Annotated in this window: 10 protein-coding genes; 4 read left to right on the top strand and 6 right to left on the bottom strand. The window is 73.3% G+C overall.

Translation table 11 applies throughout. The annotated features are described in order from the left end of the window. The 3 genes from AB0E14_RS31660 to AB0E14_RS31650 form a co-directional block, all read left to right on the top strand. Positions 1-1,772, top strand: a 1,772-nt coding sequence (locus tag AB0E14_RS31660) for an ABC transporter permease (RefSeq protein WP_362426010.1), incomplete at its 5' end; no start/stop codon positions are given. Then, a complete protein-coding gene (locus AB0E14_RS31655) occupies positions 1,769-4,630 on the top strand; it encodes an FtsX-like permease family protein (RefSeq protein ID WP_362426007.1) in 2,862 nt (953 codons plus the stop codon). The genes AB0E14_RS31660 and AB0E14_RS31655, both read left to right, overlap by 4 nt. After that, a complete protein-coding gene (locus AB0E14_RS31650; protein WP_362426004.1) occupies positions 4,627-5,580 on the top strand; it encodes an ABC transporter ATP-binding protein in 954 nt (317 codons plus the stop codon). Before AB0E14_RS31655 ends, AB0E14_RS31650 begins: the two co-directional genes overlap by 4 nt. Positions 5,581-5,602: 22 nt before the next feature. Here AB0E14_RS31650 and AB0E14_RS31645 read toward each other — a convergent pair whose 3' ends face one another. The 4 genes from AB0E14_RS31645 to AB0E14_RS31630 all read right to left on the bottom strand — a co-directional run bounded on the left by AB0E14_RS31645 (position 5,603) and on the right by AB0E14_RS31630 (position 9,572). After that, positions 5,603-6,250: a hypothetical protein gene (locus AB0E14_RS31645; RefSeq protein WP_362426001.1), complete on the bottom strand. Its 648-nt coding sequence runs from the start codon at positions 6,248-6,250 to the stop codon at positions 5,603-5,605. After that, entirely contained in the window at positions 6,247-6,678 is a 432-nt protein-coding gene (locus tag AB0E14_RS31640) for a thioesterase family protein (protein ID WP_362425998.1), read from the bottom strand. The genes AB0E14_RS31645 and AB0E14_RS31640 overlap by 4 nt, the downstream gene beginning before the upstream one ends. Before the next feature lie 2 nt (positions 6,679-6,680). Beyond that, positions 6,681-8,345, bottom strand: coding sequence for an energy-dependent translational throttle protein EttA (gene ettA, locus AB0E14_RS31635; RefSeq protein ID WP_362425995.1), 1,665 nt, complete (start codon positions 8,343-8,345; stop codon positions 6,681-6,683). 132 nt (positions 8,346-8,477) lie between these two features. After that, entirely contained in the window at positions 8,478-9,572 is a 1,095-nt protein-coding gene (locus AB0E14_RS31630) for an RNA polymerase subunit sigma-70 (RefSeq protein ID WP_362425992.1), read from the bottom strand. Between the two features lie 129 nt (positions 9,573-9,701). On the opposite strand from AB0E14_RS31630, the gene AB0E14_RS31625 reads away from it, so the two are divergent. Continuing rightward, on the top strand, positions 9,702-10,493 hold the full coding sequence (locus tag AB0E14_RS31625) for an SDR family oxidoreductase (RefSeq protein WP_362425989.1): 792 nt from the start codon (positions 9,702-9,704) through the stop codon (positions 10,491-10,493). Between the two features lie 130 nt (positions 10,494-10,623). Here AB0E14_RS31625 and AB0E14_RS31620 read toward each other — a convergent pair whose 3' ends face one another. Together AB0E14_RS31620 and AB0E14_RS31615 are read right to left on the bottom strand one after the other, a co-directional pair. Continuing rightward, entirely contained in the window at positions 10,624-12,045 is a 1,422-nt protein-coding gene (locus AB0E14_RS31620) for a Cys-Gln thioester bond-forming surface protein (protein ID WP_362425986.1), read from the bottom strand. A 278-nt stretch (positions 12,046-12,323) separates the two neighbouring features. Further along, complete coding sequence (locus AB0E14_RS31615) at positions 12,324-12,845, bottom strand: single-stranded DNA-binding protein (protein ID WP_362425983.1); 522 nt, start codon at positions 12,843-12,845, stop codon at positions 12,324-12,326. Between the last annotated feature and the right edge of the window lie 161 nt (positions 12,846-13,006).

The raw sequence follows: 13,006 nt of genomic DNA, 5'->3' as shown, positions 1-13,006 counted from the left end.
GCTGGCAGTTCAGCCGCCGCCCGCTGCGCGGCGCGGGCCCGGTCCTGCTGCTCGTGCTCGCGGTCGCCATGGGCATGCTGGCGATCGGGCAGAGCGCCTCCTGGGAGCGTTCGCAGGAGGACCGGGCCGACTTCCGTACGGGAACGGCGGTGCGGGTCCTGACCAGCGGCGCCGCCGAACCGGCGCAGGCCGGGCAGTTCACGGCGCTGCCCGGGGTCGGCTCGGTCGCCCCCGCGCACCGCGCCACGACGAGCCTCGCGGGCAACCGCACCGGGACGGTCCTCGCCCTCGACACCCGTCACGCGGCCGAGGGCTTCCGGCTCCGCGAGGACCTCGCGGACGCCACGCCCCGCGAGCTGCTGACCTCCCTGAGGCCGAAGGACGCTCCGCTCCCCGGGATCGCGCTGCCGGAGGGCACCCGCGGCCTCGTCCTCGACCTGCGGCGCACCGCGCCGCCCGGCACGGCGCCGGTCCTGGTGACGGTCGTCGTCGAGGACCAGTACGGCGTTCCGTACCGGCGGGCGGCCGGCCGGCTGTCCTCCGACGGGCAGCGCCACCGGCTCACCCTCGACCTGGGCGCTTCGGCCGCGACGCCCCTGGGGCCGCTCCGGCTGACCGGCGTCGAGCTCGACGGGACGGTCATCGAGGGCAGCGGCGGGCCGCAGACCTTCGCGGTCGAGGCCCTCCTGTCCCGGCACGAGGACGGCGCCGAACGGCCGGTCGAGGCCGTGCGCTCGCTCGTCGACTGGCCCACCCGCTACCAGGTGATCGAGGACGGCGAACCCTCGAAGCCGGTCGCGCTGACCGGGCGTGCCGCCGGTGCGGCGCCCTACACGGTCGGGTTCCGCGTCGGCTGGTCCGCCGGGTCGACGCCGCGCGACCCCCTGTGGGGCGAGCACGAGTACACGCTGCGGCTCGCCGCCCCGCGCCCCGCGCCGCCCGCGACCCTGCGCGGGGTGGCGACGGACGCCTTCCTGGCGGCCGCGGGGGCGAAGAAGGGCGACCGGGTCGAGGTGTCCCTCGGCAGCCTGCGGCTGAACGTGACCATCGCGGACACGGTCCGCGACCTGCCGACCACCGGCCCCGGTGCCACGACCGTGACGGCGGGCTCCCCGGCCGCCACGCCCGACGACGGGGGCGCGCTCCTGGTGGACCTGGCGGCGGCCAACCAGTTCCTCTCCGCCGACCCCCTCGCGTCCCTGGCACCCACCGAGTGGTGGCTGACGACCGCGCCCGGCCGCGCCGACGAGGTCGCCGACGCGCTGCGCGCCCGGCCCGACGCGGATCCCGCGCAGGTGCTCGTACGGGAGGAGGCGGCGGCCGAGCTGCTCGGCGACCCGCTCGGCGCCGGACCCAACGCGGCGCTGATGGCGGTCGCGGTGGCCGCCGCGGCGCTCGCGGCGGTCGGCTTCGCGGTGAGTGCGGCCGGTTCGACCCGTGAACGGTCGTCGGAGTTCGGGGTGTTGCGGGCGCTCGGCGCCCCGCGCCGCCAGCTCGCCCGGCTGATCGCGGCCGAGCAGGGCCTGCTCGTGGGCATCGGCCTGCTGGTGGGCGCGGCGCTCGGCACGGTGCTGACCCGCGCCGTCGTGCCCCTGATCGTGCTGACCGGCCAGGCGGCCCAGCCCGTCCCGCGCGTCCTCGTCGAACTCCCGCCCGGGCACGTGGCGCTGCTGCTCGCCGGGGTCGCCGCGCTGCCGCTGCTGATCGTCGCCGGGATCGCGCTGCGCCGCACGGACCCGGTCACGACCCTGCGCCACCAGGGGGACCAGTGAAGCGCGACACGACCCGCAAGGCATCCGCGAGGAAGGCGAACGACACCATGCCCCGCAAGGACGGCAGAACCGGCGAGCCGACCAGTGCCCGCCGGGGCCGCCCCGCCCGCGCCGTCGCCCCCTGGGTACGGACCAGGCTGCGGACCGCGCCGGGAACGGCGGCGGCCTTCGCGCTGCTCGTCCTGGTCACCGCGTTCCTCGCCGCCGCGCTCCCCCGGACCGTGGACCGGTACGAGACCGAGGGGCTGCGCCACGACATCGTGACCGCGCCGCCCCGCACGTCGGTCCTCGACATCACCGCCGCCGAACCGTCCGGGGACGTCCCCCCGGAGGCCCGCGCCACGGTGGTCGCCCCGGAGCGGCTGGCCGAGAAGCGGACGGAGCTCCTGGAGCTGCTGCCCGCGCCGCTCCGCTTCGACCTGGCCCAGTCCGCGCACGGCGTCCGGACCACCCAGCGGATCGCCGGGCTCGACCCCTGGCTCCCCAAGCCGTCCGGGCTGCCCCCGGAGTTCACCCTCACCACGCTCCCGGGTCTGGACCGTCACACGACCGTACGGGAGGGCAGGCTGCCCACCCGCGCCGAAGCCGGTCGTTCGAGCGAGGTCGCCGTCACCCGGGAGACGGCGAAGTCGCTTCATCTGAAGGTCGGTTCGGTCGTCCACCTCCCGGAGCGGTTCGCCAAGGAGCCGCTCGCCCTGACCGTCGTCGGGATCGTCGAACCGCGCCGCCCGCAGGGCTCGTACTGGTCCGCCGACCCGCTGCTGCGCACCCCGGTGCTCGCGTCGAAGGTCAGCGGCGGCGGCACGTACTTCTACTGGCAGGCCGGCCTGCTGCTGCCGCCCCCGGCCGCCACCACGCTCCTGGCGAGCACCGGCGAGCCCGAGGTGTACTGGCGCTTCGCCGCCGACGCGAGCGAGCTGACCGCGCAGGACGCGCCCCGGCTGACCGCCGCCCTCGCCTCCGTCTCCGCGGGCCCGGACCTGGTGCGGATCAGAGCGACGGTCGGCGGGACCGCCTCGGCGTCGAGCGGTCTCGACGAGATCGTGGAGGCGTACGACGCGATGCGCTCGGCGATCACTCCGGTCGTCGCCGTCGCCGCGTTCGGCATCGGCACGGTCGCGGCCGTGGTCCTCGCCATGACGGGCGGTCTGTTCGCCGCCCGGCGGGCCGCCGAACTCGCCCTGCTGCGGGCGCGCGGCGGGTCACTGGCCGGGATCGGCGTCCGGCTGCTCGGCGAGACGGGGGTCCTGGCGCTGCCCGCGACGGCGCTCGGACTGCTGCTCGCGACCCTCACGCTCCCCGAGGCCCGATTCCTGCCCGCGCTGGCCGCCGCGGGCGCGGTCGGGCTGCTCGCCGGCCTGGCACTGCCCCTGCGGGCGCTGTTCCTGCACCGCAGGCCGCTCGCCCACGGCGGGCGCGAGGACCTGGCGGACGCCCGCCCCTCCCAGGGCCGCACCATCGCCGAACTCACCGTCCTGGTCCTTGCCGTCGGCGCGGTCGTCGCGCTGCGCCGCCGCGGCACCGGTGATTCCGGGGACTATCTGGTGAGTTCGGCTCCGGTCCTCGTCGCGTTGATCGCCGCGCTCGTCCTCGTACGGCTGTATCCGCTGCCGCTGCGGTGGGCGGCCCGGCCGGCCCGGCGACTGCGCGGCGCGGTCGGCTTCCTCTCGCTCGCCCGGGCCGGGCGTTCGTCGGCGACGGGCGCGCTGCCGCTGCTCGCGCTGCTGGTGGCGCTGTCGACGGCCGCGTTCGGCGGTTCGGTGCTCTCCGGGGTCTCCGAGGCACGGGACCGGGCGGCGCTCCTGGAGACCGGCGCGGACGCCCGGGTGACGGGGAACGCGGACCTGGTGCCGCTCACGGACGGGCTCGTGACGGCGGTGCGGCGGACGGCCGGGGTGACGGACGTGACCACGGCCCAGGTCGAGTACGACGTCGAACTGCCCAGCGGTACGGGCCGGTCGCCGGAGCTGAAGTCCACGGCGCTCCTCGGCGTGGACCCGGAGTCGTACGCCCGGCTCGCCGACCGGACCGGCTACGGCCCCTTCCCGCCGGAGCTCCTGACGTCCGTGACCGGTCAGGGATCCTCCGGCAAGCGGATCCTGCCGGCGATCGCCTCGCCCGCGGTCGCGGAGCGCCTCGGCACCCAACCGCGGGACCTGGCGGGGGACGCGGGCGAGTTCGCCGTACGGATCGTGGCGGTACGGACGAACACGCCGGCCCTGCCCGAGCAGGACTTCCTGCTGGTCAACGGCGCCGACCTGCCCCGCGGCGAGCCCACCGTGCTGCTGGCCACGGGCTCCGCCCTGGACGGGACGGCGCTGCGGAAGGCGGTCACGGCGAACTCGTCCGACTTCTCGGTGGTGCTGCGGACCGAGCGCCGCGCCGCCTACGTCGACTCGCCGATGCAGACGGGCGCGGAGCGGATCTACCTGGCGGCGATCGGCGCGGGCGCGGGCTACGCCGTTCTCGCCCTGCTCCTGTCGCTGATGCAGTCCGCGCCGGAACGGGCCACGCTGCTCGCCCGGTTGCGGACGATGGGCCTCACCCGGCGCCAGGGCAGGCGGCTGCTCGGCTTCGAGGCCCTGCCGCAGGCGCTGCTCGCGGCGGCCGGCGGCGCGCTCGTCGGCTGGGCCACGATCCTGCTGCTCGCGCCGGGCGTGGACCTGGTCCGGCTCTCGCTCGCGGCGCCGCGAGGAGTCGCCACGCTCGACAGCGCGCCGCTGCGGGTGGACGCGTGGTCGCTGGTGCTCCCGGCGGCGAGCGTGCTGCTGCTCGCCGCGCTCGCGGCGGGCCTTCAGGCGTGGTGGTCGGGGCGGACCGGATCGATCAAGGAACTCAGGGCAGGAGACGCACGATGACGACGACCGACACGACGCTGGCCGAGCTGGAGCAGCGGGCGACGGCGCACCGCGACCGGCCCTCGTACGGCCACGACGCCCTGATCGCCTGCGATCGGCTGGTCCGGATCTTCACCACGGACGGGGTGGAGGTGCAGGCGCTCCAGGGCCTCGACCTGCTGGTCCGGGAGGGCGAGCTGATGGCCCTCGTCGGGGCGTCGGGCAGCGGCAAGTCGACGCTGATGAACATCCTCGCCGGCCTGGACGTGCCGACGGCCGGCGCGGCCAAGGTCGCGGGCTGTGACCTGCTCGCCATGGACGCGAAGGCGCGGCTGCGGTACCGGCGGGACGTGGTGGGCTTCGTCTGGCAGCAGACGGCGCGCAACCTGCTGCCGTACCTGACGGCCGTCCAGAACGTGGCGCTGCCGATGCAGTTGCGCGGCGGCCGGATGCGGTCCAGGGCGAAGGCGGAGCGGGCGGAGGAGCTGCTCGCGATGCTGGAGGTGGCGGACTGCCGGGACCGCAGGCCGCACCAGATGTCCGGCGGCCAGCAGCAGCGGGTGGCGATCGCCGTCGCCCTCGCCAACTCCCCCTCGGTACTGCTCGCCGACGAGCCGACGGGCGAGCTGGACTCGGCGACGGGCGAACAGGTCTTCGCGGCCTTCCGGCGCGCGAACGAGGAACTGGGCACGACGATCGTGATCGTCACCCACGACCAGGCGGTCGCCTCCGAGGTCCGCCGCACGGTCGCCATCCGCGACGGCCGCACCTCCTCGGAGGTGCTGCGCCGCACGGAGGTCGACGCGGAGGGCCAGGAGTCCCTGGTATCCCGCGAGTACGCGATGCTCGACCGCGCGGGCCGACTGCAACTCCCGGCGGAGTACACGGAGTCGCTGGGCATGGAACACCGCGTCCTGCTCGAACTGGAGCCGGACCACATCGGGGTGTGGCCGGACGACGCGAAGAGCTGAGCGGGGGGCCGGGGCGCGCCGGTCAGGCGAAGGGCAGGGAGGACGGGAGGGTGCGTACGGCTATCGAGCCGTAGGGCGTACGGAGCCGGAGCCACGGCCCCGAGGCGAGCAGCGCCACCGGTACGCCCTCCCCGGGCAGGAAGCCCAGGGACTGCGCCGCGTGGACGGCCCGCAGCGGAAGCCCGGTCGCCTCGACCGTACGCGACCAGATCTCGCGCCCGATCCGGTCCCGCTCGGCCCTGGTCCGCCGCTCCTCGGGCAACTCCTCGTCCCGCGCCCGGAATTCGGCGACGGCCGCGGCGACCGCGCCGCGCAGGCCGGCCGCGCCGGGCAGTCCGGCGACCGGTTCCCAGCCGCCCCGGGGCGGCAGGACGCCGGCCCACGGCGGCCCGGTGACGGTGTCGGGGACGACGGCCTTGCCCGCCGACTCCTCGATGCCTTCGAGGAGTTCACCGGCGGAGACGGTGACGTCCAGATCCACGGCGTCGACGAGCCGCGCCGTACGGATCGCGAGCACCTCGAACGACGGCGGCCGTCCGAACACGGCGAGCGCGCCGCCACCGGCCTGGAGGCGGACGGCGGCGGCGCGGTCGTAGTGGATCAGCCGGGCCAGGAAGGCGGCGAGGTCCGCCGCCTCCCTGGCGTCGGCGAAGTGCAGCGGCGCGATCATGCGGCGGCGGCCCCGCCCCGCATGCCGTCGTCCAGGTACTCCTCCAGGAACGACCGCTCCTCGGCCGAGATGCGCCGCGGCCGCTGGGCTTCGAGGTCGAAGGGGACGACGACGGTGGACGCCCGTACGTACGTGGTGTCCGGGTCCTTGATCTCGTACGCGATCGTCAGGGACGCCGCGCCTATCTTCGTGACCCACGACTCGATGGTGACCGGCGCGTGCCGGTGCACCAGCGGCCGTACGTAGTCGATCTCGTGCCGGGCCACGACGGACCCGCCGGAGAACGACGGCGAACCGTCGCCCGGCGCGAGCCGGAACATGAAGTCGATCCGCGCCTCTTCCAGGTACCGCAGGAAGACGACGTTGTTGACGTGCCCGAAGGCGTCCATGTCCGACCAGCGCAGGGGACAGCTGTAGATGTGGCGCACGCTCAGCCTCGGGTCAGCTTCTTGTACGTGGCACGGTGCGGACGGGCCGCGTCCGGGCCGAGGCGCTCGATCTTGTTCTTCTCGTAGGACTCGAAGTTGCCCTCGAACCAGAACCACTTCGAGTCGCCCTCGTACGCCAGGATGTGCGTGGCGACTCGGTCGAGGAACCAACGGTCGTGGGAGATGACCACGGCCGCACCCGGGAACTCGAGCAGGGCGTTCTCCAGGGAGGAGAGCGTCTCGACGTCGAGGTCGTTGGTCGGCTCGTCGAGGAGCAGCAGGTTGCCGCCCTGCTTGAGGGTGAGCGCGAGGTTGAGGCGGTTGCGCTCACCGCCGGAGAGGACGCCGGCGGGCTTCTGCTGGTCCGGGCCCTTGAAGCCGAAGGCGGAGACGTAGGCGCGGGACGGCATCTCGACCTGGCCGACGTTGATGTAGTCCAGCTCGTCGGAGACGACGGCCCACAGCGTCTTCTTGGGGTCGATGTTGGCGCGGCTCTGGTCGACGTACGAGATCTTGACGGTCTCGCCGACCTTGACGGAGCCGGAGTCCGGGGTCTCCAGGCCCTGCAGCATCTTGAAGAGCGTGGTCTTGCCGGCGCCGTTCGGGCCGATCACGCCGACGATGCCGTTGCGCGGCAGGGTGAAGGAGAGGTCGTCGATGAGGACCTTGTCGCCGAAGGCCTTGGAGAGGTTCTCGACCTCGACGACGATGGAGCCCAGGCGCGGGCCCGGCGGGATCTGGATCTCCTCGAAGTCCAGCTTCCGCATCTTGTCGGCCTCGGCGGCCATCTCCTCGTAACGAGCCAGACGGGCCTTGGACTTGGCCTGACGCCCCTTGGCGTTGGACCGCACCCACTCGAGCTCTTCCTTCAGACGCTTCGCGCGCTTGGCGTCCTTCTGGCCCTCGACCTTGAGGCGGGAGGCCTTGGCGTCGAGGTAGGTGGAGTAGTTGCCCTCGTAGGGGTGGGCGCGACCGCGGTCGAGCTCCAGGATCCACTCGGCCACGTTGTCGAGGAAGTACCGGTCGTGGGTGACGGCGACGACGGTGCCGGGGTACTTGGCGAGGTGCTGCTCCAGCCACTGCACGGACTCGGCGTCCAGGTGGTTGGTGGGCTCGTCGAGGAGCAGCAGGTCGGGGGCCTCCAGGAGCAGCTTGCAGAGCGCCACGCGGCGCTTCTCGCCACCGGAGAGGTTGACGACCGGCCAGTCACCGGGCGGGCAGCCCAGCGCGTCCATGGCCTGCTCCAGCTGCGCGTCCAGGTCCCAGGCGTTGGCGTGGTCCAGGTCCTCCTGGAGCTTGCCCATCTCCTCCATGAGCGCGTCCGAGTAGTCGGTCGCCATGAGCTCGGCGACCTCGTTGAAGCGGTGCAGCTTCCCCATGATCTCGGCGGCGCCGTCCTGGACGTTCTGCAGGACCGTCTTGGACTCGTCGAGCGGGGGCTCCTGGAGGAGCATGCCGACGCTGTACCCGGGGGACAGGAACGCGTCACCGTTGGACGGCTGCTCGAGACCGGCCATGATCTTGAGGACGGTGGACTTTCCGGCACCGTTCGGGCCGACCACACCGATCTTCGCACCGGGCAGGAAGCTCAGCGTCACGTCATCGAGGATGACCTTGTCGCCGTGCGCCTTGCGCGTCTTGCGCATCGTGTAGATGTACTCAGCCAAGAGAAACCGTCCGGCAAAGAGTGAGTGGGCAGATACACCCCATCTTGCCTGACCGCCACCCCGTGACGGAAACCAGTCCGCCCCGCCTCCCCTGACCTGGGGCTTCGGCGGGCGGGTTCGGTGACCGGGTGGTCACGCCTCGTGGGCGGGGAGGGCGGTGGGGAGGGTGAAGCGAGGGAGCAGGGTCGCTTCGAAGCGGGTGAAGGCGCGGATCCGGTCGGCGGTGGGGGTGAGGGTGAGGACGAAGAGGCCTGCGCCGGGGCGGGTGCCGGTGGTGCCGGTGGGGGTGCGGAGGTAGGCGGCGAAGGCGGGCTGGCCGTTGGCTCGGGTCGGGACGAGGTCGACGCGGCGGCCGGAGGCGAAGATCGCCGCGAAGAGGCGGGCCGTGGCGGCGCGGCCTTCGTACGTGAGCGGGATCGGCGGCATGCTGACGAGGACGTCCTCGGTGAGCAGGGTGAGCAGCGCGTCCACGTCACCGGATTCGTAGGCGCGGACGAAGGACGTCACGAGTGCCTCTTCGGCGGGGCTGCCGGGGGTGGGATGCGCGGTCGGCGCTTCGGCGCGGCGGCTCAGCGTGGCGCGGGCGCGTTTGAGGGCGCTGTCGACCGCGCCGGTGGTCGCGTCCAGCATCTCGGCGACCTCGGCCGCGTGGAATCCGAGGACGTCGCGCAGGACGAGGACGGCGAGCTGGCGGGGCGGCAGGGTCTGGAGGGCCGTGACGAAGGCCAGGGTGAGGGACTCCGTCTGTTCGTAGCGCGCCTCGGGGCCGAGCGGGGTGTCGGCCGCCCCGGCGAGGAGGGCGTCGGGGAGGGGCTCGAGCCAGGGGACCTCGCCGTGCCCGGTGGGCTCGGGCGGTACGACGCCGGGCATGTCCCACGCGCGGGCGCGGCGCCGGTTCGCGGAGCGGCGCGCGTTGAGGCAGCGGTGGGTGGCGATCCGGTAGAGCCAGGTACGGACCGAGGCGCGGCCCTCGAAGCCGCCGAGGCCCTGCCAGGCGGCCAGGAGCGTGTCCTGGAGGACGTCCTCGGCGTCCTGGAGGGAACCGAGCATCCGGTAGCAGTGCACGTGCAGCTCGCGCCTGTGCGGCTCGGTCAGCGCACGGAACGCCTCGCCATCGCCGTCCCGCGCCCTGGTGACGAGGTCGGCTGTGGTCGGGTCGGCTGCGGCCCGGGCGGCTGCGATCGGGACGGCTGTCGTCAGGTCTGCTGTGGTCGGGTCGGCTGTCATGGGCTCCACCACCTCCATCCTGTACGGACACCGTTGGAGGGGCGAACCGGGCGGTCGGCGGGCGCCCGGTTTCCGGCGGCCGCGGTGTCTGCCTCTTCGGGGCTCACCCGCTCATGAGAGGAGCCGGCCATGCTGCTCAAGGACAAGGTCGCGGTGGTCCACGGAGCCGGGGGCGCGATCGGCGGCGCCGTCGCGCGGGCCTTCGCGGCGGAGGGCGCGGAGCTGTTTCTGACCGGGCGCCGCGCGGGACCCGTCGAGGCCGTCGCCGAGGAGGTCGTCGCGGCCGGCGGGTCCGCCCGGGCCGCGGCGGTGGACGCGCTCGACGAGGGGGCCGTGGACCGGTACCTGCGGTCGGTGACCGAGCGGGCGGGGCGGCTCGACGTCTCCTTCGACGCCGTCGGCATCCCGAACGCCGAGATCCTGGGCGTCCCGCTGACGGACCTCGACGCCGAGCGCTTCGCCCTGCCGATCGCGGCGTACACCCGCGCGTACTTCCTGACCGCGCGGCTCGCGGCCCGGCGGATGGTCGAGCGGGGATCCGGGGTGATCATGACCGTGACCGCGCTCCACTCCCGTACGGGCATCCCGCTGGTGGGCGGTTACGGCCCCGCGATGGCGGCGAAGGAGGCCCTCACCCGCGCCCTGTCCGCCGAACTCGCCCCGCTGGGCCTCCGCGTGGTGGGCCTGCGCCCGCAGGCCATGCCGGAGACCCGCACGATCCGCGAGGCCTTCGAACCGCGCGCCGCGGCCTCGGGTCTGACGTGGGAGCAGTGGCAGGAGTCCCTCGCGGCCCGGACCCACCCGCGACGGCTCATGAGCCTGGACGAACTGGCGGGCGTCGCCGCCTTCCTGGCCTCCGACCGCGCGAGCGGACTGACCGGGACGACGGTCAACCTGACCATGGGCAGCCTGGACGACTGAGGGCTTGCACGCACCCCGACGCGAGCGGACGTGCGCGGACGTGCGCGGACGTGCGACGGCCCCGGCGCGCTGAGTGCGCGTCGGGGCCGTCGGCCGCCGTGAGGCGGGTACTACCCGTGCTTACTGGCCCTTACTGGCCGGCCGTCTTCTTCTTGCGGAGGAAGAAGACCGCGCCGCCGCCGAGAACCACGAGGAGCGCGGCGATGCCGGCGATCATCGGGGTGGCGTTGGAGCTACCGGTCTCGGCGAGGTCGCCGCCACCGGTGGTGGAGCCGGTCGTGGCACCGGTGGTGGAGCCACCGGCCGTGCCCGCGGACGGGGTGGGGGAGACGGACGGCTCGGTCGACGGGGTCTCCGACGGGAGCGGGCCCGGGGTGGCCGTCTTGCAGTCGAGAACGCCCTTGAAGTTCTTCTCGAAGCCGTTCGGGCCGGTGATGGTGAAGTCGTAGGCCTCGTCCTCGGCGAGCGGGATCGTGACCGTCTTCGACTGGCCGGCGCCGATGGTGACCTTCTGGCCCTTGACCTCGAAGTTGAAGTCCTCGTCGCCCTCGTTGGACGCCGTGACGTCCAGGCCGCCCTTGGCGCAGTTCTTCTCGGCCGAGACGGCCGGGATCGCGCCCTTCTTCGCCCACGTGGCGTTGGCCTTGGCGGTGACGCTGGAGGTGCTGGTGCCGGCCAGGATCAGGGTCTGGCTCTTGACCTTGGTGGAGACGAAGGCACGGCCGATCGGAACGGTCGTGTCGGCCTGCACCTTGAGCTCGGCGGCGCCGTCCGGGGTGCCGGCCGGGATGTCGAAGAACACCTGGCCGCCCTTGGCGACGTTGGTGACGACCTTGCCGTCCTTGTCGACCAGCTTGACGCCCGCGGGGGCGCCCGGGGCGAGGGAGACCGCGGCGGAGGCGGCGTTGGTGTCGACGGTGATCGGGCCGAGGCGCTCGCCCGACTTACCGGCGACGGAGGACGGCGACAGGCTGAGGGAGGCCTTCGGCTCCTCCAGGTTCACCGCCTCCTTCTCCAGGTACTCGGTCAGCTTCTTGGCGTCCTTGTTGACCGGCTTGGCGTCGACGTTGTCCGAGAAGTGCCAGATCGCGGCCTGCGTGGCGGCGGCGGCGGTCTTCTCGGTCAGGTTCTTCGCGCCGACCTTCTTCGCGAGCGCGTCGAGGTCGTTCACCTGCGGGTAGGAGTTCTGCAGGATCCAGCGGATCTTGCCCGCGTTCGCGTTGTTGTGGAGGGACGACTGGTCCCAGCCGACCTCCTTGTACTCCTGGCCCGTCTTGGCGCCGGTGTAGAGGTCGATGCAGTAGGTCTGCAGCGTGCCGCCGGGCGTCGCCTGCATCTGGAACAGGCCGGCGGAGATCTCGCCCTTGCCCTTGATCTTGACCGTGTCGAAGACGGTGAGCTTGCCCAGCGTGGCGGTCGCGCCGCCGGTGCCGTCAGCCCCGTCCTCGGCCAGCGCCGGTCCCGCTACGGCTATCGCGCCGGCCGCGACGAGGCCCGAGACCACGGTCGCGGCGGCCAGGCGGGCGACGCCGCGCCCCCGAACAGAAAACATGAATTTCCCCTCCAGGCGAGGCGCTCCGTGCCGTCCGTCATGACATGACACGTGGGGGGAGCGCATCGCCAGCAGAATCACAGACCCGGTTGACTCACTGTCGACTCAAGTGCTTACTCAAGTCCCGTATGAGTACCTGGGAATCCTAGGGACGCGGAAGCCCCCGGTGCCCGCCCATACGAGCTGATAACCATACCGACTCAGAATCGTTATCAGCGGGCGGCTGCGACCGTGTATGCGCAGGTCGCGGTGTCGACAAATCCCCCCACAACTCCCTTTCAGCGCGCGGGTTCCAGCACCTGGGCCGCCCGGGCTGCCGCTTTCGAGGGGTCCGGAGCCTCCCAGAGGTCGCGCTCCACCGCGCCCCCGGCTCCGTTCCCCTGACGTTCCGTCGTGCGTGGTTCGGCCTTCACCGCCCGCCGGAAGGCCGCCGTTCCCCGCGTCAGATCGTGCCCCACCGCCACCGCGTCGATGTCCACGAACGTCCTGCGCCGGACCTCCGGCCCGGCGGCCCCGTCCTCCCCGGGCCCGGAGGCGAACTCCTCCTCCCGCACCCGCAACCGGCCGTGCACGATCAGCGGTTCCCCCACCGAGACCGAGGCCGCGAGGTTGGCGCCGAGGGCCCGCCACGCGAACACCGTGTAGAAGCTGGTGTGTCCGTCCGACCAGGTGCCGCGCTCCCGGTCCCAGCGGCGCGCGGTCACCGCGAACCGGAACCGGGCCACCCCGCCCGTCGCCGTGTCCCGGTACTCCACGCTCGTCGCCACGTTCCCGACGAGCGTCACCATCGTGTCGTTCATGCCGTTCCCCCCGCTTCACACCCGTTGAGAGTGGTTCGGTGCGCTTCGGTGCGCTCCATGCCGTTCATGGTGGACCAGTACGGCGAAGCGCGCCGAAGCCTGTGCGGGAAGGGCGGGTTGGGGAAAACTCCGTCACCCCGGAGGGTGAAAGCCTCGACGGG

Origin of the sequence: Streptomyces sp. NPDC047981 (genome assembly GCF_040653315.1) — a bacterium.
Classification (GTDB): Bacteria; Actinomycetota; Actinomycetes; order Streptomycetales; family Streptomycetaceae; genus Streptomyces.
The sequence above is the reverse complement of the archived record's forward strand: the minus strand, read 5'-3'. Positions and strand labels throughout refer to the sequence as shown.

Excerpts from the sequence above, each read along its gene's own strand:
- AB0E14_RS31645 (WP_362426001.1), bottom strand. The coding sequence starts at position 6,250 with ATGATCGCGCCGCTGCACTTCGCCGACGCCAGGGAGGCGGCGGACCTC.
- AB0E14_RS31625 (WP_362425989.1), top strand. The coding sequence starts at position 9,702 with ATGCTGCTCAAGGACAAGGTCGCGGTGGTCCACGGAGCCGGGGGCGCG.
- AB0E14_RS31620 (WP_362425986.1), bottom strand. The coding sequence starts at position 12,045 with ATGTTTTCTGTTCGGGGGCGCGGCGTCGCCCGCCTGGCCGCCGCGACC.
- AB0E14_RS31650 (WP_362426004.1), top strand. The coding sequence starts at position 4,627 with ATGACGACGACCGACACGACGCTGGCCGAGCTGGAGCAGCGGGCGACG.
- AB0E14_RS31615 (WP_362425983.1), bottom strand. The coding sequence starts at position 12,845 with ATGAACGACACGATGGTGACGCTCGTCGGGAACGTGGCGACGAGCGTG.
- AB0E14_RS31630 (WP_362425992.1), bottom strand. The coding sequence starts at position 9,572 with ATGACAGCCGACCCGACCACAGCAGACCTGACGACAGCCGTCCCGATC.